Annotated in this window: 27 protein-coding genes; 11 read left to right on the top strand and 16 right to left on the bottom strand. The window is 44.0% G+C overall.

All coding sequences use genetic code 11. From position 1 onward, the window contains the following. The first annotated feature begins 296 nt into the window (after positions 1-296). Genes nhaB through NO989_RS06665 form a run of 3 tightly spaced genes read left to right on the top strand, consistent with a single transcriptional unit; the run spans position 297 to position 2,953 of the window. Entirely contained in the window at positions 297-1,871 is a 1,575-nt protein-coding gene (gene nhaB, locus NO989_RS06675; protein WP_014949997.1) for a sodium/proton antiporter NhaB, read from the top strand. A gap of 3 nt (positions 1,872-1,874) precedes the next feature. Further along, positions 1,875-2,402: a disulfide bond formation protein DsbB gene (dsbB, locus tag NO989_RS06670; protein ID WP_014976923.1), complete on the top strand. Its 528-nt coding sequence runs from the start codon at positions 1,875-1,877 to the stop codon at positions 2,400-2,402. Then, positions 2,399-2,953: a GNAT family N-acetyltransferase gene (locus tag NO989_RS06665; RefSeq protein WP_014949999.1), complete on the top strand. Its 555-nt coding sequence runs from the start codon at positions 2,399-2,401 to the stop codon at positions 2,951-2,953. The genes dsbB and NO989_RS06665 overlap by 4 nt, the downstream gene beginning before the upstream one ends. 15 nt (positions 2,954-2,968) lie before the next feature. Here the strand turns inward: NO989_RS06665 and NO989_RS06660 are convergent, their stop codons facing one another. The 11 genes from NO989_RS06660 to NO989_RS06610 all read right to left on the bottom strand — a co-directional run bounded on the left by NO989_RS06660 (position 2,969) and on the right by NO989_RS06610 (position 13,700). After that, complete coding sequence (locus NO989_RS06660) at positions 2,969-3,463, bottom strand: YcgN family cysteine cluster protein (protein ID WP_014950000.1); 495 nt, start codon at positions 3,461-3,463, stop codon at positions 2,969-2,971. Continuing rightward, positions 3,460-4,128: a fumarylacetoacetate hydrolase family protein gene (locus NO989_RS06655; protein ID WP_014976926.1), complete on the bottom strand. Its 669-nt coding sequence runs from the start codon at positions 4,126-4,128 to the stop codon at positions 3,460-3,462. The genes NO989_RS06660 and NO989_RS06655 overlap by 4 nt, the downstream gene beginning before the upstream one ends. After that, positions 4,128-5,210, bottom strand: coding sequence for a lytic transglycosylase domain-containing protein (locus NO989_RS06650; protein ID WP_371342282.1), 1,083 nt, complete (start codon positions 5,208-5,210; stop codon positions 4,128-4,130). The genes NO989_RS06655 and NO989_RS06650 overlap by 1 nt, the downstream gene beginning before the upstream one ends. Positions 5,211-5,216: 6 nt before the next feature. Further along, positions 5,217-5,513: a YcgL domain-containing protein gene (locus NO989_RS06645; protein ID WP_239301781.1), complete on the bottom strand. Its 297-nt coding sequence runs from the start codon at positions 5,511-5,513 to the stop codon at positions 5,217-5,219. Positions 5,514-5,633: 120 nt separating this feature from the next. After that, the gene (gene rnd / locus NO989_RS06640; protein WP_014950004.1) at positions 5,634-6,791 is read right to left on the bottom strand and encodes a ribonuclease D; all 1,158 of its coding nucleotides are present in this window, start codon (positions 6,789-6,791) and stop codon (positions 5,634-5,636) included. Positions 6,792-6,853: 62 nt separating this feature from the next. Further along, the gene (gene fadD, locus NO989_RS06635) at positions 6,854-8,506 is read right to left on the bottom strand and encodes a long-chain-fatty-acid--CoA ligase FadD (protein ID WP_371342281.1); all 1,653 of its coding nucleotides are present in this window, start codon (positions 8,504-8,506) and stop codon (positions 6,854-6,856) included. A gap of 121 nt (positions 8,507-8,627) precedes the next feature. Then, on the bottom strand, positions 8,628-9,467 hold the full coding sequence (locus tag NO989_RS06630) for an alpha/beta fold hydrolase (RefSeq protein WP_101565146.1): 840 nt from the start codon (positions 9,465-9,467) through the stop codon (positions 8,628-8,630). A 99-nt stretch (positions 9,468-9,566) separates the two neighbouring features. Next, positions 9,567-10,220: a Slp family lipoprotein gene (locus NO989_RS06625; RefSeq protein ID WP_014950007.1), complete on the bottom strand. Its 654-nt coding sequence runs from the start codon at positions 10,218-10,220 to the stop codon at positions 9,567-9,569. A gap of 343 nt (positions 10,221-10,563) precedes the next feature. Beyond that, positions 10,564-10,857: a hypothetical protein gene (locus NO989_RS06620; protein WP_014950008.1), complete on the bottom strand. Its 294-nt coding sequence runs from the start codon at positions 10,855-10,857 to the stop codon at positions 10,564-10,566. Positions 10,858-10,985: 128 nt separating this feature from the next. Next, positions 10,986-11,702 (bottom strand): tRNA (adenosine(37)-N6)-threonylcarbamoyltransferase complex dimerization subunit type 1 TsaB, encoded by a 717-nt coding sequence (tsaB, locus tag NO989_RS06615; RefSeq protein ID WP_283626942.1) that lies wholly within the window; start codon positions 11,700-11,702, stop codon positions 10,986-10,988. Positions 11,703-11,780: 78 nt separating this feature from the next. Next, complete coding sequence (locus NO989_RS06610) at positions 11,781-13,700, bottom strand: ATP-dependent DNA helicase (protein ID WP_371342280.1); 1,920 nt, start codon at positions 13,698-13,700, stop codon at positions 11,781-11,783. A gap of 252 nt (positions 13,701-13,952) precedes the next feature. Here NO989_RS06610 and NO989_RS06605 point away from each other — a divergent pair, with 252 nt between their 5' ends. Then, positions 13,953-14,192, top strand: coding sequence for a hypothetical protein (locus tag NO989_RS06605; protein ID WP_039236345.1), 240 nt, complete (start codon positions 13,953-13,955; stop codon positions 14,190-14,192). Between the two features lie 153 nt (positions 14,193-14,345). Here the strand turns inward: NO989_RS06605 and NO989_RS06600 are convergent, their stop codons facing one another. Beyond that, entirely contained in the window at positions 14,346-14,678 is a 333-nt protein-coding gene (locus tag NO989_RS06600) for a hypothetical protein (protein ID WP_014950012.1), read from the bottom strand. Between the two features lie 102 nt (positions 14,679-14,780). Next, positions 14,781-15,701 (bottom strand): cation diffusion facilitator family transporter, encoded by a 921-nt coding sequence (locus tag NO989_RS06595; protein ID WP_014950013.1) that lies wholly within the window; start codon positions 15,699-15,701, stop codon positions 14,781-14,783. Positions 15,702-15,862: 161 nt separating this feature from the next. Between NO989_RS06595 and NO989_RS06590 the strand changes: the two genes are divergently transcribed. The 3 genes from NO989_RS06590 to NO989_RS06580 all read left to right on the top strand — a co-directional run bounded on the left by NO989_RS06590 (position 15,863) and on the right by NO989_RS06580 (position 18,380). Then, the gene (locus NO989_RS06590; RefSeq protein ID WP_069944582.1) at positions 15,863-16,918 is read left to right on the top strand and encodes an aromatic ring-hydroxylating dioxygenase subunit alpha; all 1,056 of its coding nucleotides are present in this window, start codon (positions 15,863-15,865) and stop codon (positions 16,916-16,918) included. A 47-nt stretch (positions 16,919-16,965) separates the two neighbouring features. Further along, a complete protein-coding gene (locus NO989_RS06585; RefSeq protein ID WP_069944583.1) occupies positions 16,966-17,364 on the top strand; it encodes a GFA family protein in 399 nt (132 codons plus the stop codon). Positions 17,365-17,684: 320 nt separating this feature from the next. Next, positions 17,685-18,380, top strand: coding sequence for a calcium-binding protein (locus tag NO989_RS06580; protein WP_069944584.1), 696 nt, complete (start codon positions 17,685-17,687; stop codon positions 18,378-18,380). Positions 18,381-18,430: 50 nt separating this feature from the next. On the opposite strand, the gene NO989_RS06575 is transcribed toward NO989_RS06580, so the two are convergent. The 3 genes from NO989_RS06575 to NO989_RS06565 form a co-directional block, all read right to left on the bottom strand. After that, entirely contained in the window at positions 18,431-18,649 is a 219-nt protein-coding gene (locus NO989_RS06575) for a hypothetical protein (RefSeq protein ID WP_014976939.1), read from the bottom strand. An 86-nt stretch (positions 18,650-18,735) separates the two neighbouring features. Further along, positions 18,736-20,040 carry an alpha-amylase family glycosyl hydrolase gene (locus tag NO989_RS06570; RefSeq protein ID WP_371342279.1) on the bottom strand — a complete coding sequence of 435 codons (1,305 nt, stop codon included), beginning with the start codon at positions 20,038-20,040 and terminating at the stop codon, positions 18,736-18,738. A gap of 114 nt (positions 20,041-20,154) precedes the next feature. After that, on the bottom strand, positions 20,155-21,063 hold the full coding sequence (locus NO989_RS06565; RefSeq protein ID WP_014976941.1) for a sulfite exporter TauE/SafE family protein: 909 nt from the start codon (positions 21,061-21,063) through the stop codon (positions 20,155-20,157). A gap of 153 nt (positions 21,064-21,216) precedes the next feature. Here NO989_RS06565 and NO989_RS06560 point away from each other — a divergent pair, with 153 nt between their 5' ends. From NO989_RS06560 to NO989_RS06545, 4 genes are all read left to right on the top strand, one after another. After that, positions 21,217-21,699 (top strand): DUF2244 domain-containing protein, encoded by a 483-nt coding sequence (locus tag NO989_RS06560; RefSeq protein WP_014976942.1) that lies wholly within the window; start codon positions 21,217-21,219, stop codon positions 21,697-21,699. Between the two features lie 116 nt (positions 21,700-21,815). Beyond that, positions 21,816-22,085, top strand: a complete 270-nt coding sequence (locus NO989_RS06555; RefSeq protein ID WP_257721543.1) for a DUF6482 family protein — start codon at positions 21,816-21,818, stop codon at positions 22,083-22,085. Positions 22,086-22,265: 180 nt separating this feature from the next. After that, the gene (locus tag NO989_RS06550; protein ID WP_014950022.1) at positions 22,266-22,838 is read left to right on the top strand and encodes a YSC84-related protein; all 573 of its coding nucleotides are present in this window, start codon (positions 22,266-22,268) and stop codon (positions 22,836-22,838) included. Between the two features lie 304 nt (positions 22,839-23,142). Continuing rightward, entirely contained in the window at positions 23,143-24,132 is a 990-nt protein-coding gene (locus NO989_RS06545; RefSeq protein ID WP_278347216.1) for a hypothetical protein, read from the top strand. The last annotated feature ends 46 nt before the right edge of the window (positions 24,133-24,178 follow it).

Below are 24,178 nucleotides of genomic sequence, written 5' to 3'. Positions count from 1 at the left end.
TTAAACACTGCTTGTACATTTTATGTTCGAAATATTACGTATTTTCAAATTCAATGATAACTATCATAAAAAAAGTGATAAATATTCAGTGACTTTCACATGGTGGGGTCTGTGAATTGCTTTCTCAAGACGTTAATATCATGTACGCTTAATTTCCGACTATAATGACAGCAGCAAAACCGCGGTAAGGCGAAATAAATCGCATAGCGCCAGCAGTTTATGTATGCAATAACCGGAACTACACAGTATAAAGATGCGCAAAAATGCGTGCTTTGTTGTAAAAGGAACAGGAACTCATGCAAACCTCAATGATCGCGGCGATCTATAAGAATTTCCTGGGACATGCGCCCGACTGGTATAAAAAAACCATTATTGCCTTTCTCATTGTTAATCCCTTCATCTTTATGGTGGACCCATATGTAGCGGGCTGGACGCTTGTAATCCAATTCATCTTTACCTTAGCGATGGCATTGAAATGTTACCCGCTTCAACCAGGCGGCCTGTTGCTCATCGAAGCGATGTTTATAGGCATGACATCGCCTGGCCATATGATGCATGAGATTGAAGTTAACTTAGAAGTGCTATTGCTACTGGTATTCATGGTAGCGGGCATTTACTTCATGAAAGACCTGCTTATGTACTTGTTCACCAAATTAGTGATTAAGGTTCGCAACAAGTTAATTTTATCCCTATCATTTATTTTTGCATCTGCATTTCTATCGGCGTTTCTCGATGCATTAACGGTAGTTGCTGTAATTATCAGCGTCGGTCTAGGCTTTTACTCAATCTATCACAAAGTAGCGTCGGGCAAGGAGTTTCATTCTGATCACGACCACACAAGCGACGACGAGCTGGGAAGCCACGACTTAGAAGACTTCAGAGCTTTCCTACGCAACCTTATGATGCACTCAGCCGTAGGTACTGCCCTTGGTGGTGTTATGACCATGGTAGGCGAACCACAGAACCTGATTATTGCAGACAAGGCTGGCTGGGACTTCGTTGAATTTTTCATCCGTATGGCACCTGTTACTATCCCAGTATTCGTATTTGGATTACTTACTACCGTAATTCTGGAAAAAACCGGTATGTTTTCATACGGCGCAAAATTACCTGCAGCGGTAAGACAGATTTTGGTCGACTATAACGACCATATGGACAAGGGCCGCAGTAAGCGTGAAACCGCTAAGCTGGTAGTACAAGCACTAATAGGTGTTTGGTTAATCATTGGTCTTGCTACACACATGGCGTCAGTGGGCCTTATTGGTCTGTCAGTTATTGTACTTGCTACTTCTATGAGCGGTGTTATCGAAGAACACGCACTTGGAAAAGCGTTCGAGGAAGCACTGCCATTTACCGCATTACTTTGCGTATTCTTTGGTGTAGTAGCCGTTATCATTGACCAAGGCCTTTTCCAGCCGGTAATCCATTGGGTACTGTCGTTTGAAGGCGAAACGCAAATGGTTATGTTCTATCTTGCTAACGGTGTGCTTTCGATGGTGAGTGACAACGTGTTTGTGGGCTCTGTTTATATCACTGAAGTCACAGCGGCTCTACAGGCCGGTCAAATCACACGTGACCAGTATGATATGCTTGCTGTAGCAATCAATACGGGAACCAACTTACCAAGCGTGGCAACACCAAACGGTCAAGCTGCTTTCCTATTCTTGCTGACCTCAGCCATCGCGCCACTGCTTCGTTTGTCGTACGGCCGTATGGTTATGATGGCATTGCCATATACCATCGTGCTGACCATCGTTGGTTTGTTAGCAACTTACATTGGACTTGCTGATGCTACTCAGGTGCTTTACGACATGCACCTCATTGAACACCACACCGCTGCTGAAGCGGGTGCTCAAGCGGTAGGTCACTAGTCTATGCGCGGAATCATTCACAGCATTAGCCAATGGGCAGAGCACAAGTCTTCATGGCTTGTGCTTTTCGCCACGTCATTGGCATTAGAAATTGCTGCGCTTTACTTTCAGTATGGCATGGGTTTAAAGCCGTGCATTATGTGCATTTATCAACGAACCGCCATGTACGGTATTGTTTTGTCAGCACTTATTGTCGTTATTAAAAACAATGGCTTTACACGCATGCTTGGTTTCGCTGGTTGGGCTGTATCTGCAGGATGGGGCTTCTTAATTGCCAAAGAACACGTTGGCATTCTCAATGCTGCGAACCCATTTTTTGCCAGCTGCGAAATTGTGCCAAACTTCCCTTCGTGGTTACAACTTCACGAGTGGCTACCCGCTGTATTTGCTGCTGAAGGTGACTGTTTAGAAGATTCATGGCAGTTTTTGTCTATGGGAATGGCTGAGTGGATGCAGATTATTTTTGCTGCCTACTTTGCTGTATTCGCTATTGTGTTTGCATGTCGATTATTGGATAAGAAACCCTTTTGATCGACTTATCCATTCTGCCCTCTCGCCTGCCTCCTATACATACTGAGCAAGGCCCGATTAGCATTCAGCGCATTGCGGAGAAACACTGCTATGCGCTTTGTGAGGCTGGGCAACAGTCTATCCATCACGTAAAACCTTGGTTTGGTTCAGCGGTTTGCCCTGTTACGCCTGCACTCTCCAAGCAGTGCATCGCCAACATGGAAAAGGCCCGAGATACAGGCTATGGACTTACCTACTTGCTAATGCACGACGAAAAGTGCTTAGGTATGGGCATTATCAATCATATTCACCACACGCACCTTACCGCTAATCTTGGCTACTGGCTCAGACCAGACGCATGCGGGAAAGGTTTAGCTACCGCGATTTGTGAAGCCTTGAAGAAGCTTGCGTTCTCTCAAATGAATTTGCATCGATTAGAATGCTTTATAGAGCCTAACAACAAGGCAAGCATACGTGTAGCAGAGCGAATTGGTGGTACAAAAGAAGGGCTTTGTCGCAAACGTGTATTCGGGCGCGATGCGTTGCTTTATGCGATTGTTAATGGCGATTAACGCGCGTTCTGCGCGTTAATCTAAGTCTTCTAAAGGCCAAATGGCTATATAGTCTTCAAAATTATTTAAATCCACATCGGTTTCAAAAACAGTCTTATTGCGTACCGACATGCCCTTTGCGTGCATCACGTGCTTCTTCCCTTTGTTTAACAATGGGTGCCACGATGGTATGCCCCTTCCCTCATAAAGACGGCGATAGGTGCAGCTATTAGGCATAAAAAAGATATCCTTCAGATTCTCTTTTGTCAGCTTCACGCAATCAGGCACCAGCTCTGTTCGCCTTTCATATTGGGTACATTCACATTTTTTTGTGTTCAAATACGTACACACAATATTGGTATAGTGAATCTTCTCATTATCGTTAATATGATCGGTGACTTCGTATTCTTCTACCGCGTCATCATCGATAAATTTTTGCAGACAACATTTACCACATCCATCACAAAGTGATTCCCATTCCTTTTGGGTCATCTCTTCTAAAGATTTGGTTTCCCAAAACGCGGCTGTCATTCTGCTATTACCTCGGTTTCCACAGTTAAATGATTGTCTAGCGTTGCAACAATCGTATCTTGCGAGCAAAGCTTACCTACCCCTTTGGGCGTGCCCGTTAGGATCACGTCGCCGCTGTCTAACGTAAATATAGATGACATATGAGCGATAAGTGGGATGATTTTGTGTAGCATCAGCTCGGTATGTCCCTGCTGTCTAACCACCCCGTTTATGGTTAAGGTAAAACGCAGGTCTTCCAAGTTTTCTATTTCACTTAACGGCACAAAGCCTGACAGCGGTGCACTGTTATCAAAAGACTTCGCTCTTTCCCAAGGCTGGCCTTGCTTTTTAAGCTCGGCTTGAACCTCGCGAAGGGTTAAATCGAGACCAAGTCCAATACCCCATATCGCGGCTTTTACGTCATCTACACTCGCATTCTTCAATGATGATTTTAGCAGCACAGCGACTTCAAGCTCGTTGTGACACTCGCCTTTGTCGGTAGGAATGGCAATAGGCTTCTGCATATAACATAAGGCAGCCTTTGGCTTCATAAACAGCAAGGGTGCTTCAGATACGGTAGAATTCATTTCTTGAATGTGGTCGAGGTAATTTCTACCTATACACACTACTTTACTAACGGGTAGTGATATTTCATTGCCTTGAGAATCGATGTGACGATAAGCCATTAGTAACCTCCTTTTATCCGCTCTGATAAATACCCAACCGAAACGCCAAAGTAAGACGAGCGGTTCCACTTCATCAGTGTGTGAAAATTGTTATACACCAAGTAAATTCGGCCTTGCTCACCATCTGGCATAATAAGCGATGCACTGATTTCTGCATTGGGGAGTTCATTTCCGTTGTAGCGCTTGACGCCATTCTGCTGCCAAAAGGCCAACGGCTTCATGTTAGATTTCGCTAACCCTGAAAAAGGTACTGGTTTGGTTAGTATTACTTGGCGTCCCCACGTCCCTTCACTATCCCAACCTTCAGATGATAGATAGTTGGCGATTGACGCAAATACGTCTGCCTTGGTCCCCCAAATATCCTTTCTGCCGTCGCCGTCGTAGTCCACTGCGTAATTTAGAAAGGATATGGGCATAAACTGTGTTTGTCCCATCGCACCGGCCCAAGAGCCTTTAAGCGCCTCTACAGAGATATGCCCTTCATCTAGAATCTGAAGTGCCGCAAAAAAATTGTCTTTAAACAGCTTTTCTCTTCGCCCTTCATACGCCAAAGATGCCAGTGCAGACAGCACACTAAAGTTGCCCTGAATTTTACCAAAGTTAGACTCATTACCCCACAGCGCAACAATAAAGCGGGCCTGAACCCCGTATTTTTGAGCAATTTCGTCAAGCAGTACTTTGTGTTCATTGTACTGCTCAACCGCCTGCTTCACTTTCCAGTCGGGTACTCGCGTTGCTAGATAATCATCTAACGTAATTTTTTTCTCTGGCTGGCTTTTGTCAGACTTGACCACCGTGGGCCTGAAAGTAATGTCAGCAAACGCTAAATCTAATTTAGTCTTATCTATGCCCTTTTCGGCCGCTTCTTTTTTCAGTTGAGCAACGTAGCTTTTGAAGCCCGTCTCACTAAGCCCACTGTCATTACTTGGCTGATTTTCGGCATGAACTGTCAGTGAAAAGCTTAAGGTTATACTCGATAAAACTAGGGCAATATTGCGCGGTTGAGGAAATAAGCTACGGTTTTTACGCTTAGCTATAAAGGTAATTCGGTTAACTAAGCGGTTTAGAGTCTTTAATAACATGGAAATTTAAAACTTCTTATCGGGCGTTTTTGACAGCCCAAGAGATTCACGGTGTTGCTCTAGCAAGTTATCTTCTTTTGGCGGCATTTGAAGGTAAAAGCCTTTTTCATTAAGCTCGTCGATAAGTTTTTGCTTATCAACCATGCCAAGTTTCTCGCGCTTTTCTAGGGCGATGATAGTCACTAGCTCTGGACGACCAAACTTTGCCATAAGCGGCTCTGGCACGTCTTCAAAATGGTCTTTCTTTGGCACGTACAAATACATGCCGTCTTTCTTTCGCGTTTTATAAACTGCGCATAACATAGAATTTTTACTCTTTCTTAATTCGTTTGTTTAGTTCTTTTGGGGTCACTATGCAGATTGAATTGGCCAGAGAACATACACCTCTCGCCAATACTGCTCACCCATATTGCTTTTAAGGCACTATTGGGCCGGAGCGTCGCCAAGTAGACGAGTTACGTGAGAGCGAAACAATGGCTCTCTCCACGTCGACAGTACATCGGGCATTAGTCCCTGCACGCGGGTCTCATCAACCGAAAACCAGTACCATTTTAACAGTTGATTCAGCTGTTTTTTAGAGGCAATAACATCACTATTTACAGCATTGTCTTTCGCTATCTGGTCGCTGATAACTTTAAGCTCGGCCAGCGTTTTTTTGTACTTGGCGATATCAATTAACCGCAGCACAACCGGAAGTCTGAGCTTTTCTGGTGTTTGCGCGTACTTTGCTCTCGCCTCTTCAATTAGCGTGATGATGGTGTCGCCGTAGCGGCGTACCGATTGATGATTCACGCCGTTAATACGCGAAAGGCCAGATTTACTATCGATAAGACGCTGCGCCGCTTCAAACAAATGCCCTTCTTTGAACACGAAGTTTAGGGCCAGATCTTTTTTTCGTGCGGTATTCAAGCGCCATGCCGCTAGTGCCTGTAATACGGTGAGCTGCTCGCTGTTCAATCGCCAGTTATTCTTAATGCTTAAGTACGCAAAATCTTCAGGCATTTGAGCGCGCTTCTTATCAACTAGCAAAGCGATCTCTTGGTAAATCCAGTGCACTTTCCCCGCCTCTTGTACTTTACTGGCTAACTGTTGGTAGCAAGGCAGTAAATACAGCACATCATTCGCTGCGTAGCTAAGCTGCGCTTCACGTAGTGGTCTGGCTAACCAATCGGTTCGCGACTCCCCTTTGTCCAAACTGATATCACACAGCAACTCTACAAGCTTTGCATAGCCAAGTGACGGTCCCATGTCCAAAATACTTCCCGCAAGCTGCGTGTCGAACACAGGCGTTGGTACGGTATCAAAAGCGGTAAGGAACGCCTCAATGTCTTCAGAACACGAGTGCAGTACTTTTACGACTTCGGTATTCTCCATGAGATCGATAAATGGCTGCATATTGTCTATGGCGAGCGGATCAATGAGTACCAGCTGATGGCCATCATAGAGCTGGATAAGGCCTAAATGAGGAGTGAGGGTTTTCGTTCTTACGAATTCGGTGTCTAAGGCTACCGCCTCTTGACGCTGTGCGGCAGTGCACACTTTTTCGAGTTGTTCAGATGTTGTAATTAATTGATATTGCATATTTTTGCACAGTAATAAAAAAGCCGGCTTACGCCGGCTTTCACAAAACTATTTCAACGAAATTAGTCTCGAAGCTCCCGACGCAGTATTTTACCTACATTGGTTTTTGGTAAGTCGTCTTTGAAAACAACTTGCTTAGGCACTTTGTAACCCGTTAAGTGATTACGGCAATGCGCGATAACGTCTTTTTCAGTAAGTGAGTCGCTATTTCGAACTACGAATAATTTCACAACTTCACCACTGACTTCATGAGGAACCCCAACCGCAGCTGCTTCAACAATGTTTTCATGCATTGCAGCCACTTCTTCAATCTCGTTAGGAAACACGTTAAAGCCTGAAACTAGGATCATATCCTTTTTACGGTCAACAATATAGAAGTAACCTTCATCATCTACCGTAGCGATGTCACCTGTGGCTAACCAACCGTCTTTTAGAATTTCTTCTGTCGCTTCTGGTCGGTTCAAATATCCTTTCATTACCTGAGGGCCTTTCACCCACATTTCACCAGGCTCGCCCTTTTCGACACGGTTACCGTCGTCATCAAGAAGCTTAATGTCTGTAGAAGGAACAGGCATACCGATTGCGCCTTTATAAGCTTCAATCTGTGGTGGGTTAACCGCTACCACAGGCGAACACTCTGTTAGCCCGTATCCTTCAAGAAGCACTGTACCGGTGACCTTTTCCCACTTTTCTGCTACGGGACGTTGAACAGCCATACCGCCGCCTAAACCAAACTTAAACTTGCTGAAATCAAGTTCGCTGAATCCAGGCGTATTTAACAGGCCATTAAACAAGGTATTTACACCAGGTAAAATGGTGAACGGATATTTGCTAAGTTCGTTTACAAAAGCCGGCATGTCACGCGGGTTGGTGATAAGCAAGTTACGGCACCCGTATTTAACGAACATCAAGCAGTTCGCCAGTAGCGCAAAGATATGGTAGAGCGGAAGCGCGGTAACAACAAAGTCTTCGCCTTCTTCAATCACTGTTTCTAAAATTCCCGAGACCTGCTCAAGATTAGCCACCATATTGCGATGAGTAAGCATGGCACCTTTAGAAACTCCAGTCGTGCCACCTGTGTATTGAAGAAACGCTAAATCGCCGCTATCGATGTCTGGGCGTTTATATTCAAGAGATTGCCCTTTTTTAACCGCCGACATAAACGATGTCGTTTCAGGAAGATTAAACGAAGGCACCATCTTTTTAACGTACTTCACTACTGCGTTCACGATCCAGCGCTTAGGTGCCGGAAGCATATCGCCTAAAGCGGTCAGAAAGACTTCTTGTAGATTTGTATCTGCGATGACTTCTTCTAGAGTACACGCGAAGTTTTCAACAATAACGATGGCTTTCGCATTAGCATCATTTAGTTGGTGCTTTAACTCACGAGCTGTATAGAGAGGGTTTACGTTAACCACAACCATCCCTGCGCGCAAAATACCAAACATGGCAACAGGGTATTGAAGAAGGTTGGGCATCATAATTGCCACAGCATCACCGCGTTTTAGTCCGCTTGCCTGCAAATAAGCAGCAAATTGAGCTGATAAGGTATCTAACTCTTCAAACGTGATTGAATGCCCCATATTTATGAAGGCTTCTTTATTTTTGAACTTCTTTACCGACTGCTCGAAAATGTCTACTACAGATGCGTAACGATCGGCATCAATTTCTGCGGAAACGCGAGGGTCGTAATGCTTAAGCCAGGTTTTTTCCACCAAAACCTCCTCTACTTTATTCTTATACTATTTTATAAGCGCATGGGGAGCTGCACTTATATAACTGGTCTGATAACTTGCGAATAGTATAGGATGTGTAAAAAAAAATAAACGGCACAATTTACAATTGCTCAACAAAATGACGAATTAATACCCCTACATCGTCAGTATTTTCCATGTGAATATGGTGACCGCCTACTAATTGTTCGTATTGCGCATTTAAAAACCACCCCTTGCGATTGGGGAAAACAGTCTCAAGGTTTTTAAAACTGTTAGATGCACCAATAAAAAGAATTGGGCATACAATAGCACGCATTAGCGATTCTGCCTGCTTTTCTGTGAGTCTTAGTGTAGATTTTGTACGAAGCTTCGGGTCGCTCGACCAGAAGCAATGTCCCCCCGCATCTTGGGTTAAATTTCTCGATAAAATAGAACGCGCGTGTTCGGCAGGAATATCGGATACCTTGCACCTGGCTTTAACTGCGTCGTCTAAATCAACGATTCGCAGTTTATTTCGCGACTTCGCGTGACGACTCACTATTGCGTCACGCATTTGTGCTGCGGTTGTTTCTTCAGTTTCGGTAAGCGGCCCACAAGCATCAATACTTATTACAGCAGTGACTTTTTCCGGAAAAAGTGCGGCGAAAAGGCTCGCTAGTATTCCGCCGAGAGAGTGTCCTAATAAAATGACTTCTTCCCACGCTTGAGATTCTATTAGCGCATAAAGGTCTTGCAGGTAATCAGCTTGATTGTAATGTGCGCCTAGTGCACGGTGACCAGAACGACCATGACCAGCTAAATCTAGCGCAATAAAGCGGTGAGTTTGAAGGTATGGCGCTAACAGCCGTAAGCTCTCTGCGTTATCCAAGTAGCCGTGTAAACCAAGTACGACTTTGCCGACACCTTGATTATCTAACGCAGCTAAATGTAATGCCCCAATGTTAAATTCTGTTTCAATCATCTTTCATCCTTTGCGGCAATAAATCGCCGCGCGCTTTCCATGACCGTCCTAAAAATAAAAAAAAGGCGGCAATATTTTGCCGCCTCCATGATGAGATTTTTACTTCGCTTTATCCTGCCTTGCGGGCTGTATCGTTGCTTTTGTCTTGCTTCGTGTAGACTTAGATTTAGAAGGAAGCGTGGCCTTGCTCGGCGCATTTTCGTAACGAATTACGCGCGTTCGATTAAAATGCGGATACATCCAAGGGCCATTGAAGCGATAAAAGGGTGAATACCAACCTGTGTGGTAATTGAAGAAGTAAGTATTTACATCATAAACCTCTTGCTTCCTCCACATGTGGTAGTCATCGGCAATGATCGTGGGATAAATGTAGGGCTGCTCACCCACCATGCCCGCAGTTGGAGCGGTAACTGTACCTAGAAACGTTGCCGCACGCCCTTCTTCAAAAACAATTGGGTCGACGAAGCCATCAATTTGTACTTTGAATCGACCCGACGTCTCTCCATTTGTTGAAGGCTTGCCATAATGATTTAGCGGAAAATGAGCGAGTTCAATGAACGTTTTGTTGGGCTTATTTTCAACACCAACAATCATTCCTCCCCATCTGGCCTTTTGGCCTTGCGCGTTCGCCCCCGACGTAACCGCTTTCGAATAGCTAACTAGCTGCGTTCCTTCAGGCACTTCTATGCTATCTGGGACTATTGTGCAGCCCGCAAATAAAAAGACTGTAAGTAAAACTAAATACCGAGACATCGACGAGCTCCTATAAATCCTAGAAAATGCTGCGTTTGAATAAAAGTCAGTCTACAAGCACTGGGTTGTTTAAAAAATACAGTGAAATTTCGATTACAACCCGCCTCTACTTTCATGTATCTCTTTATGAGAAAAAGAAAAACCGAATACCAACAACCAAACATTAGCATTTATACGAATGGACAACCACTGCCGTTCAAACACTATGTCGCTTAAATGAGATAGATCATCCCAACCAACAATTTGTAGAGTATGTACGGTAGGCTTTTGTTCAAAATAAACAGCGGGTTTTAACAATTTGTTAAATTTATCTACGGTGTGAATTATGGTGCTTGGAATTGAACTACGCGTAGATGTCCACGCCGAACATAGATTGAATAGACTCGCGTTGCTGCTGCTTTTCAAAGCTTGTGTATGACGCTATGGCATTTTGAGAATACGTGTTGCCATCTTCACGAATGAATTGTTGGTACGCTTTGGCGTTATCCGTTCCCTGTTCGTCGGGCGCAACAACAATCGCCCTAGCAGACGATTCGCTTTGCCCTTTACTTTGCTGTTCAGGGTCTTTGTTAATTTTAGCGACACGGCCTTGCGAAGGTTCGGAAGACGGTACGGCGAAATTATTATTGATAATCATACAGAGTTAACTGAGGCAAGAATCGTACCATTGGGAAGCGAGCTTTAACCTTAAGACTCGCTCCTCTTTTCCCGTTGCTCGATTTATTTATTGTTAGTAATGGGCGCCCAATATTTGGCAGCGTGTCGTTACTCTCTGCCTGGTAATTTTTTCCACGTAACTTTATCGCGCAGATATACAGGTTCTACATTCACAGCATCAGATACTTCGCCTTTACTATGTGCATCTGTTGCAAGTTTAAGCATGTATTGCGCGTTTGGAAGTGTGATGTCAGACGCTACCTCACCACATACTTCAGACTTCCAGTTATCAAGCTCCTCGTAGGCAGACCAGCCGGTGCCAGCTGCAATCACAGCCGCGCCGTTTTCTTCTCTAAGTACTTTTAGCTGTTCAATAGCCATTTCGGGCGGACAAACTTGCTCTTCAACGCAAAGTACAAGCCCATTTTGCGACTGAGAGTAAACCGCGAAGTACACTTCCCCCATACGCGCATCAGACGCGACGGCAATCAATGCATCTTTGTGCTGAGTTTTAGACGCTACTTCAAACGCCATAGCTTCAAGCGTACTCACGCCCGCTACTTTTAAGCCTGTCCCTAACGCTAAACCTTGAATCATTCCCGACGCTATGCGAACACCGGTAAAGCTGCCTGGGCCTCGACCAAAGGCCAGTAAATCTAGGTCGCCCAGCGAAACCTTTGCTTCTTTTAACACCTCATCGACCATAGGAAGAAGTCGCTGACTATGCTGCTGAGGGCATATCTCGAAACGCGTTATGACGGTGTCTTTGAATTGAAGCGCAACCGAACAAGCTTCGGTTGCGGTATCTATAGCTAAAATGTTCATGTTTATCTCTTATTTCATATAAGCTGAAAACGGGGCTAATGGCGTAATACACGCTTACCGCTTTTTCAGTGCTTTAACTTAGGCTTCATCAATGCCGGCTAAAAATTTTTCCACTTCGTCCAAGCTTCTTGTTCTTTTCATATCTGGCAAGCTTCCGACGAAGGTTTTGGCGTAAGGCTTCGTCACTAATCGATTGTCACATATAACCAGCACGCCTTTATCTGAAGGATCTCGGATGAGTCTTCCCGCGCCCTGCTTTAACGTAATAACAGCTTGGGGAATTTGAATAACACCAAACGGGTTTGCTCCACGTTTTTTTACATCTTCCATACGGGCTTGAAGCAGCGGGTCATCAGGTGACGCAAAGGGCAGCTTATCAATCATCACGCAAACCAAGTCGTTGCCGCGCACGTCTACTCCTTCCCAAAACGCGCCTGTGCCCATTAATACCGCTTTTTCATCTGCAAGGTACGCATCCAGCAATGCTTGCTTGGTGGTAGTCCCTTGCACCAGTAGCGGATTATCTATCTCATCTTCTAGCTTCTGCGCAATTTCTCGAAGCATAGCGTGACTAGTAAACAACAAGAAACATCTCCCGCGACTTGCTTTGATTAGCCGTTTGGCTGTTTCTAGCAAAGTTTCACGCATAGCGTAGCTGTTTGGTTCTGGTAAATATCGGGGCACGCAAAGCATGGCCTGTTCAGGATAATTAAACGGGCTATCTAATCCTAACGTTTCTGCGTCTTCTAAGCCCATGCGGCGCTGAAAGTGATCAAAACCGCCGTTTACCATTAAGGTTGCCGAGGTAAAAATCCACCCGCGCGGCGGCGATGATACGAAACGTCTGAATTTAGCGGCAATTGATAAGGGCGTTAAATGCATAATGAGGTGGCGCTGAGTAGTTTCATACCACAAACTTACATTTTCTTGCTTATTGTCGCTTAACGCATCTAACTGCTCTCTTGCAGCCACAACACGTTCATACATGTTGTCTAAATCTTTATCGCGGCCAATATGTAGCTTACACACTTCATGCAGTACACCCAGCGCTTCGGCCAGCTTGCCCACCTGCATGCGTACGTCGTCACGGTCTAACGCCTCAGCCCAGTTGCCGCGTTCAGCCGTATCTGGGAATAATAACCGTAAGTCAGAGGCAATCATCCTGCATTTGTCAGCCGCTTTATCTAGCTGACCAGCATCTTTTAGCACTGTTCTGAACAACAGCGTGATATCTTTCGCAATATCGTGAATTTGTCTTGTCGAAAGTGACTCGCCAAAGTAATCGCTGGCAATATCGGGAATTTGATGAGCCTCATCAAAAATAATCGCATCAGCTTCTGGAATAAGTTCGCCAAACCCTGTGTCTTTCAGTGCCATATCAGCAAAGAAAAGGTGGTGGTTTACCACAATAATATCAGCATCCAGCGCCTTTCTGCGCGCTTTTACCAAGTAGCAATCTTCATAATCTGGGCAATCGCGGCCCAAGCAATTATCCACTGTAGAGGTAACCAGCGGTAAAACACGGGCATCTTCGGGAAGGGTTTTAAGCTCCCCCATATCACCTGTTTTCGTAGTACTAGACCAACGTTTCACTTCTGAAAGCTGACCCAATACCTCTTTTTCAACCAGCGTAGAGTTGCCGCTGTGCTGCGCTACACGGTGTAGACAAAGATAGTTTGAACGGCCTTTTAACAGTGCAGTTTTTCGCTTGCTGCCTAAGGCCTTTTTTACCAGCGGTAAGTCGCGGTGAAATAGCTGTTCTTGTAAGTTTTTAGTCCCTGTAGAAACAATGGCTTTTCCGTCGCTCAACAATGCCGGAGCGAGATAAGCGAAAGTCTTTCCCGTTCCTGTACCGGCCTCTACTATTAAACTACTAGTGGTATCAATAGCGCGCTTAACCGCCTTTGCCATTTCAGTTTGAGCTTCGCGAGGTACAAACCCCTTGATAGCACCTGCAAGGAGGCCATCTGAAGAGAATACGTTATTAATTGTGGGCATGGTTTAAGCGCTGTCATTACTTTTCTACTTTAGGCCGCGCATTATGCCAAAAAGCCTATGGAATGCCCATTAAAGGTTTGCATTTTAGCGTCAGTATTTGCTACATGACGCCTTTTAGAGTCAAAGCAATTGTTAAATTTTTGATGAAAAGAATTTGTCTTCTAGAACAAAAAAATTAGCTTTTTAATCTTAACACTTAGGCGCAATATCCAGCTTGTAAATGTTTATACTCAACTATTAAACGAGGTAATTATGAAAGGTTTACGCTTTATAGGTTTAGGCTTAGTAGGTTTAAGCGCAATGGCGTTCTCTGTAATTGCAGCTGCGTCAGAAGAAGCACCTGCAGAGCTGGTAGCGGAATTAACCCAGTTCTGCAAAGAAATCGCTGAAGAAGAAGGTACAAAAGGCAAATCGGAAGACGTATTTGTATTAGAGTGCGTAAATGATGAGCTAGAAGCTGAAGGTTACCAGAAACTGAAATCTTTAAACTGATCTATTAAGGTGAGTTACTGATTCACTTTAACTGAATGATAAAGCCTCGCCAGAAATGGCGGGGCTTTTTTGTGCCCTGCTTTTGAGATGCCTTTTCGAGTTCCCTAGCATTGTATATAGCAATGCATGCGAAGGTGGCTTTAGTTAAACGCATCAGCGTTCAAAAAATGCATCAACCAAATCGGCGAGTGACTCCTCTAGCTCTTCTTCGAAAGCATCGATATCAATACCAAAGCTATCCATATATTTAGCCGCATTGTCACGGGAAAGTACGGCATTTTTTATCTGGAACTCAAGCTCTGGCAGTGTCTTGTCGTAGCGGGGCTTAATGGTCCATCGCAAACAATGACCATGGTTGTCTTTTAGCCTTTTTTTGGCAAATACACAAAACTCCTCGACGTAGTCAGCACCTTGCGGCCCAAGACATCCCGGTTCTATGCGGTACATTACCAGCAGCTTTTTATATAGCGGAAGTCGCGTTTCCATCACATCTTCAATTAGCTTAAAGAGTTGATTATCGGAAAGTTTGGAGGATTTTGCCAGCCAAGTAAGGGGAGAATGCGAGAAATTTCACACTCCCCCGTATCATTACTCTGCAAGCTCAGGATCTTTTATGAACAAGATGTCCATGATGATTGCAGGATCCCACTCGCGCATTTCTGCTTCGCATTTCAGTCGAATTTCGTCTAGCTCACTGATCGTTGCAATCGAGAATGCGTCATCCACGATAATATGGACTAACAGATAGACATCCCTACCCCGCTTACTAATTCTCACTTCCACATGTTCGTATGGGACGTCAGCCAACGTTTTTTTGAATTTTTTCTCGATTACCGCCGAGATAGCTTCAGGCGGCGCTTTGTTAATTACTTCATTAAGGCTTTCACGCAAAATCTTAAAAGGCACCGGCAACATTGCCGAACCAAGAATAATCAATAAAACAGGATCAACGTACGGCGACAGTGTTCTATATTCCGTCAACTCTAACGCGTAGGCCAAAATAAAAGCGAACAAGATGGATGCACTTAGCACGCCGTCTATCATCCAAGTGTGAGAATCCACTTTTACTAAATCAGACAGTAAATGCTTACCTTTTACTCGCATGTACAGAGAGATACTAAAACAGCCAACCGTTGCCACAACACCGTAGACCATACCAATACCATACTCAGCTGCGTGCCCACCTGCTAATAAACTCTGAACAGAGCTCGCGACGGCATACACACACGTGGCAATGATAATAAGCGACTTAAACATGTTTAGCGTAGGTTCAATTGCCGTGTAACCAAAGTGAAACCGGTCATCGTCAGGGCGTTGAACCAAATTGGCCACTTTAAGCGTTAGCATTGACATAACAAAAGCGATTAACGAGTACGCGGCATCAAATAAAATAGCGCCTGAGCTCGTTAAAATGGCAAAACCAAGCGCAATAATGACAAATGCGCCGGCAATATAAAAAGAAAGCGTTAATAGACGCTTCTCTTCAAGGTGATGGAAGCCAATGTCCATGAAAATCACTTCGAAATTAAGGTGCGCGGATTCTACTCCGATATTTTAAAAAAAATAGTGCTTTAAATAAAATATTGCTATTTTTTTAAGCAATTCAGTGATACATAGCGCCTATATTATTTCGACTCAACGCACTGCGTTTTTAGCACCTGTTTTAAACTATGAAAATCGTTACCCATCCTTCTATAAAAAGTTACTTTGATGCTGATGAAAGCCGGCAGGAAGTCGAGCAGGCATTCTCTCGAGGGCTTGCTTATGCGGGCCATTCCCTAATGGTGCCAGGGAAGTTTAGCTATCAAGTACTGCCTCACTTTAACGACCGTTATGTGTTATTTAATCAGGGTGAGAACTATGAACTTATATCCAATGTTTGCTTACATCGACAAGCTCAACTTCTTGAAGGGCAAGGCCGGGCACGCAGCATAGTTTGTAAACTCCACTGCTGGGGCTATGACAATACAGGTCAGCTTAAAGGTGCGCCCCACTTTAAGGATGCCCCTAGTGGTCAGTTGAAAAAGGAATCACTGTCAGTGTGGAACGGTCTTCTATTTCGAGGGCGATCTCCTAATATGGACTTATCTGCCCTTGGGCTTGAGGACTATCTCGACTTTACCGATTTCTTTTACGCCGGTTCTGAAACCACGGAATATCAATTTAACTGGAAGACATTCATCGAAATCTATCTAGAGAACTATCACGTGTACTCCATGCACCCTGGGCTTCGCCAGTTTGTTAAACCCGATGATTTAGAATGGTCGTTTGGCGATGATTTTTCAGTTCAAAAAGTTGGGCTAGGCGACCAGCTTACCAAGCGCACAACACCGCGTTACAGAGAGTTCCAAGACGCATTATTGGCACGATTTGGGCAAACACTTCCTCGCTTTGGCGCAATATGGTGCTTTTTGTACCCTAATATTATGATTGAGTGGTACCCAGATATTATTGTCGTCAGCACGATTTATCCCAAGGGTGCAGGCGCATGTGTAAACCACGTTGAATTTTATTATCCCGAAGCACTTTATAAAGATATGCCAGACTACTTTGCAGCGGAAAAAGCGGCCTATATGGAAACAGCGGTAGAAGATGAAGAAGCCTGCCTATTGTTAGAGAAAGGTCGACGTGCACTTTATTTATCAGGCGAAGAAGAACACGGTCCCATAGAACCGTTTTTAGAAGCAGGCGTGGCGCATTTTTACGATTGGCTTGCTAAACAGTAGCAGTCTTGGTGCTTTAAATAGTGTTATTTCACAAAAAAGGAGTTTTGATGAACAATTACAAAGGGTCTTGTTTGTGCGGTTCGGTAACTTTTAAAATTGAGGGTGATTTTGACAGTTTTTATCTGTGCCACTGCAAACATTGTCAAAAGGATACAGGTTCGGCCTTCGCAGCCAACCTGTTTTCAAGTTCGGCTATATTAACTTGGGCATCGGGTGTTGACGCTGTAGTCAACTTCACGCTCGAGAACACGCGTCATAGCAAAAGTTTCTGTAAAATTTGTGGTTCAGCCCTTCCGTGTACTCAACTCGGTGACATTCTAGCCGTACCCGCTGGGTGTCTGGATACGAAACTACTAATTAAACCTACTGCACATATCTTCGGCGTAAGCAAAGCTGCGTGGGAAGTAAGCTTAGAAACCATCACAAAATTCGAACGTTTACCGTAACAAACATTGAGTACTCATTCGAAACCTAATGGCTTTATACTAAACAAAATTCGCTGCTTGAATAACGGCAGCTCGATTGTTGCTCGCATTCACAACATTCTCCGCTTAACGTGTTCCGTTTTTGTCAAAAATAGCGAGTAACTTTTTCAGAAAATTCTATAGTTCTCACAATTCCGCCTGTTGTCACCCAACCATTCAAAAAACATAAACCAATGATCTAAAAACATTTTATTGAAATGGCATATGCTGTGAATAACTCCATGTGAATACTCTCCTCCGTTTTTAAGCAGTATGGAGGCCGAAAAACCAAGGAGTTAGATATGAAAAAATTAACAATTGCTACACTAATCAGCGCCGCACTTTCTACTGCCGCGTTTGCTGGCAATGGTATCGAAAAAATAGACACCACATTTGCCGATTTGGATAACGATGACAACGGCTATATTTCACGAGAAGAAGCTGACGACGATGAGATTTATGCGCACTTTTCCAAAATTGATACCAATTCAGACATGCAGCTTTCAATTAAAGAGTTCAATGCTCATGTAACGAAGCACCCTCAACATTTCGATGACGACGTGCTTGCAACGGTACAATCGATGAAAGAGAGTATGGGTACAGAAGGTACAATGGAAACGGAAGTAAAAGTTGATACTGATGTCGATGAAGTGGTTGCCGCGACGAAAGACAAAAGGCTGACTCACGAACTAAGAGCTAAGACTGAGTTGAAGGCTAACGGAAACTTAGAAAAGACAAACGTTGACAAAGTCGCTGAAGATACTGTTGTTCACGATAATACGGTTATCGCAGATGAAGCGGTCATTGCGCGCAGTAAATTTGAGATGATGGACGCTAACAGCGACGGTAAGCTTACTAAAGCTGAAGCCTCGCGAAGTGGTGTAACACGTGATTTTGATAATATTGACGCAAATGACGATGAATTAATTACGCGTACGGAATTTAAGCGTTATCAGAGTAAGTCTGAAAGTAACTCAAGTGATAGTTCTGAAGAGTAATGACTAAGTTGTACTAGCTCAGATTAGATCTGAGCTAGATTCTTTAGCATCTAACTTTCGGGTGTTGACTTAATCACTTCCTCGATTTCACTGTTACCACTCAAGCGTGCGAGATCAATAAGATAACCTTTTTCTAGCTTATCCAAAGTGTGTCCTTCAAGTCGCGCTTTTACCTCTTCAACATCACCATTGGCAATAGAAGTTTTAAGCGCTGCATGATTATTTAACGATCGGTCTTCTGTTTTTTCAGCTGAATCATTCGCAGTCATAGTTCATCCTTAATTTTCACTTAGTAAAAAAAACATTAGTGCTTTTTACCTTTTGTAGTTAAAGATGACACTAAACGATCACACCGTCATGCCACCCATATCTCGAACTGCCAAGGCGTGAGTTTACACACTGAATCAGCTCCGAAGGTTTTCTTTTCGTCGCGCTCCCAGTGCGCATACTCACCTTCAAACAATGGTTCTTCAAACGTTACATCAAGCTGCTCATTTGAAAAATTAATCGCAACGAACACTTTTTCATTTTCATTACAACGTACAAAACTAAAAACCTTATCCATCTTAGAGTTTGGCACCTGTATCATTCTTGCCCCGTACTCTCCGTTCCCTAGCACGGTTTTGGACTTTTTAAGAGCAATTAGCTTACGGTACAAGTTGCCTATTTCATGTTCTTGCCAGTGTATAGGATCGTGCTCAAAGAACGCTAAACGCTTGGTTTCCCCAGCTTCTTGCCCGTTGTGAATGAGCGGCATACCTTCACCTACCACAGACAACGCAATGCAGGCTTCAAGCGCATCACCAAATTGTTCGCGCTGAGTGCCATCCCAGGCATTTTTATCGTGATTGCTAACAAAGGTCATTCTGTAAGCGGAGTGAGGCCAGCTGCGTTCGTTCCACGAATAATACTTGCGCAACCTATCCAGCGAACATTGTCCGTGTGCGAGTTCGTGTAGCGTCTCGTTCCAACTCCATGCGTATGTCATATTGAACGCATTTTCGTGAAGATCTCGATTCTCCCATTCAGCCAACATGAAGACTCGTCTGATTGCGCTTAGCGTTTGCACTGCTTGCTGCCAAAAATCGTTGGGGACATACCCCGCTACATCACAGCGAAACCCATCAATGTCGAACTTTTCAACCCAATAACACAACGCGTTAATCATGTATTTGCGAAGGCCAACGTGTTCATAATCAAACTCTATGATATCGCTCCAATCCCACCACGGAGATGGACGAAAATCTCCTTTGTAGTCTTTGGCGTACCACTCGGGGTGCTGTTCAACCAAAGGATTATCCCACGCACTGTGATTTGGCACCCAGTCTATGATGACTTTTAGCGAAAGCTTGTGCGCTTCATCCACCAGCGCTTTGAAATCCTCTTCGCTACCAAATTCAGGGTTAATGGCCAGATAGTCTTTTACTGCATAGGGGCTACCAAGCTCCCCTTTCCTGTTTTTTTCCCCAATAGGATGTACAGGCATTAGCCAAACAATATCAGCGCCAAGTGATTTAATGTGGGATAACCCCTTTCTCACTCCTTCAAAATTACCTTGCTCTGAAAACTGTCGAGTGTTGACCTGATAAATAACTGCGTGAGATGACCATTCTGGCTGAAGCACGTTATATCGTTTCTTTGGGACAGGATTGATATCCATATTATCTTTCCTTATCGAGATTAGCGTTTAGAAAAAGAATGTGGTTCTGCGTCGCGTTACTTTTAGGCTTTAAACTGAGGTGAGCTAAGCTGTTAACTGCCGCAAGCTCGTGGCTTAAAGAATAGGTAAACTTGTAACACCTAAAATTAGTACCCAAATACCGAAAAAAAGTTTTAGACGCTGAACCGAAAATGCTAAAACAACAAACTTTGCAATCGTTCCACCGACTATTGCACCTGCCCCAGCAAACAAAACAACCTGCCATACCACAGACTCGCTTATAAAAGCGTGATATGGCAATGCAGACCACACAGTAAAAGCCGACAAGATAACCGCGCTGGCAATAGACAAAGTTACATTAAACCCTCGAATTATGAGGTAAACAGCGACTAACTCTCCTACTCCTACCGAAAGCCACGCGGTGATAATGCCGCCTAAAAAACCAATGAAAGGTAAAAGCAAAAGATCTTTCGTATGTAAGTCTTTTTTGAAATGGGTACGCTTCATTAGCGGAATAGAAGCAAATATTGCGATTGCTAATAGAATAGAAAAACTACCAAAAGCGATGTGAAGGTTATTGGCCCCACCCCACAAATGCTCTAGAAGCCTTGTACTTTGAGAAGAATACTGAGCGAATCCTATGCCGCATATTGACGAGGGAACCGTTAACATCAGTACACTGGGTAATGCCTTCCAATACTGATCATACTTGTGTTGGTGTTTATAATACGCGGCCCAAGTTAGTGCCCCCGCGGTCATACCACAGCATTGGATGGCGAAACTCGTTGCCACAACGCTTTGCGCAGAAAATGACAGGTAGTTAAAAAACGGAACGAAAACCACGCCACCGCCAGCTCCAGTGGCATTCGCAAATATAGCACCAATAACGCCAAGAACGCTGAAAAGCCCGAACTCTTTAACAAGCTCAATAGGGGCTGGTTGCGCTAGCAAACTGCCGATCCATAAAAATAAAAGTACTATCAACGCTGTTTTACCAGCGTTTTGCTTGATGAGAGAAATCACATACGTCCTTAAGGCAGAAAATACGGCAAGTTACACGGCATGACTTTTTTAAGTACGCAGCCAACTAGCACCTGTACAATTTTCAAACTATTGTTATTCAACTACGTATAAGGTTTTACTTACACAGATATCATATACAGCATTTTAAAAAACATGGTTGAAGTATCTACATTTGAGCATCAGGTGCAACTGCATCTTTCGCCAAACCGCTCAGCAACATGGCAACAGACAAAGCACCTTATTGCAGCTTTTGCCCTTTTTATCAGCTCGATAGCTATTGCTTGGTCACTGGCCGGTGCGTGGGTCATATTACCTTTTGCAGGATTGGAGGTCGGGTTACTAACGCTGATTATGTATTTAGTTTCTAAAGCGACATACCGCTGGGAGACGCTCTTAATTTCATCAAACAGCATTCAAGTCACTAGCTCAACCGGTATAAGCATAGAATTCTTCCGCCCTGATACGTCCTTGTACTATAAAAAAGACTTGAGCTTAAAATGTGCGCCACAGCTTGTGCTACAAGCCCCTCTGCAGCAATTTGAAGTGGGATCATTTTTAAATTTAGAGGACAAAGAGCGTGTCCATAAATGTATGCAAAAGGCAGGGGTCGCAGTATGTTCGAATAAGTGGTGGTAATTCGTGTTGCTTTGAAATGCAACCAATGCGTAAGGCTCCTTATCGTGCATGACACAAAATTAATGATCATTGTGGCTATTTTCGACTAATTAGATATAAGACGCAGCGATAACGAGTTGCGACCTAATGAGGGTTACACTATGAACTTATACATCGAGTCACTAGAAGGCGGCAATTACCTCGCATCAACCGGTATGGGCGCCTCACGCACCTTGGTTCGCGACAACAAGTCACAACCTAAAACGTTTCACTGTTTGAACGAGATTAGGGAGCATTTTGACTCTCAAGCCTTTGAGAAAGTTTGGCTCCGTCAAAGCACACCGTATGAAGAAATGGTTGGTCAAACCGATCATCCCGGTGCGTTAGAGCTTGAAATTGAGTGGTAGCGACTTGCAGGTGTACTAGCAAGTAAGACCAATAGTTTTCAATGTTCAATGCACCACTTAGCACGTTTTTTGCGTACAACTAATGTGACGTAAATTAAAACGGTATTTTATTGAATTAGAAACAGTAAGAATGGTCTTCTTCTGTAGTTAATAAAATACCTACATGCTAAGGAGAATTGCATGAAAATAAGTAAGTTAGCTATAAAATCTGTGTTTGTGGCTGCCGTGTTAGCCTTGACGGCGTGCGCTTCGATGGGCGACGGAACTGTTGCTGAAAAGCGACAAGCTATTTTAGATATGCAAGATAACGCGCTTGCCCGCCTTTATTCTGAAAAGCCCGATACGCGCTCTCAGGTAAAAGACGCTGCCGGCTACGCCGTATTTACCAATGCTAACATTAACGTATTCTTTGTGGCGGCGGGCACAGGCTACGGTGTAGTAAACAATAATGTAACCGGCGCAAAAACATATATGAATATGGCCGAAGGTGGCGTAGGCCTTGGCTTAGGCGCAAAAGATTACCGAATTGTTATGGTTTTCCACACACAAAAAGCGATGAATCACTTTATTGAAAATGGATGGACCGTAGGTGGTAACGCGGATGTAGCAGCGAAAGCCGGTAACAAAGGTGCATCTGCAGAAGGCGAAGGCTACTTGGGTAACGTCACAGTGTATACTATGACTGAAAGTGGCCTTACATTACAGGCTACTGTTAAAGGCACGAAATTTTGGGTAGATAAAGAACTAAACTAATTCTGCCCTAACTATTCCTAACCATATTAGCGATTAGCGCTCCAACACACCGAAGGCCTCTTGAATGCAAGAGGCCTTTTTATTTTTTCTGCACAACTGCCAGCTACCGCTCTAAATCTTTAGGCTGTCTGAATCACAGTAATAGGCAGTGTCGTGTTCCCCATAGCTTCTCTTACCACCGCCGTGTATACGAAAGTCTAAATTTAGGGGGAAACCCTCATAACTGAATTGAACACTCGTGACTACGCTTTACTTGTAAAAGGCTCGCTTAGCAGCACGCTAAGCCATAAACGAGGGTTTCATCATGCAACCACAAAACAACAAAGTGATAAGAGCAGTAGTAAGAACGATATTAACGAGCGCATTGTTCGCTTCGGCGACGGTAGGCTTTTCAACTAACGCGGCAATAATAGGCAGCAGTTATGGGAATGCAGTCCATGTCGATCTTTCCATTACAAGTAATGTAGGAGGTATGGTCTCTGTAATCGCTAACTCAACTATCAACTTAGCTCATACCAGCGGTAGTGCTCCTGAAAATTATTCTCAGATTGACACTATCATTGGCGCAAGCGCAGATGCTTCGGGTACGTTGGGCAGCCCCATCGACGTTACAGAGTTTGATGGCGCGCTATCCACCGCCATTATTGAAGGCGAATCTCAATCGTCTTTAGCGAGTTTTGTTCCGGCAAGCTTTTTTACGTCAGGCCGCGGAACCATAAACGACCTTAATCTTGACTTATTTTCAGACTTACTTGGAATAAGTGGCTTTTTAACGCTAAGTGCTGATGTACTTTCCACAGTCTCGCAAATTGACGGAAACGCCACGACCGGCTCAAACGTGAATCTATCTACAGCAGGTTCATCAGACATCGTGGATGTGGAAGTGAATCTTTGGGGAAATACCGTAACGGCTACTGCACTTGAAAATCAGTCTCTCTTTGCGGGTTTGAATATCGCTGACTTTGGCTTGGGAATATTTGTTAATGAAGTCGAAAAGTCGTGTTCCAACACCTCTTGCACAGAATCACGCAACGCGGTTAGAGTATCTTTCGATGATTTCTCACTAAATGCATTTTACGATGCGCTATTCCCTGCTGGCGGGCCGTTAACCGGGCCTGTGTTTAACTTGACCAACAACCCTATTGTCAACGGCGAGATCATTTTAGCTAGCTCGTTTGCTACAACCTCTTCTTCAACTGAGGTAAGTGCACCCTCTACGTTTGCAATTTTTATTTTCGCAGTAGGCTTATTGAGTGCAAGAAGATTTAATAAACACAAAATGCTACAGAAATAACGTTTGAAAATCTCAAGGCAGAAGGAGCAAGTCTACGGTTTCTCTC

This window comes from Alteromonas sp. DY56-G5, assembly GCF_041414725.1.
GTDB classification, from domain to species: domain Bacteria; phylum Pseudomonadota; class Gammaproteobacteria; order Enterobacterales; family Alteromonadaceae; genus Alteromonas; species Alteromonas macleodii.
This window is presented reverse-complemented; position numbering and strand designations above follow the sequence as displayed.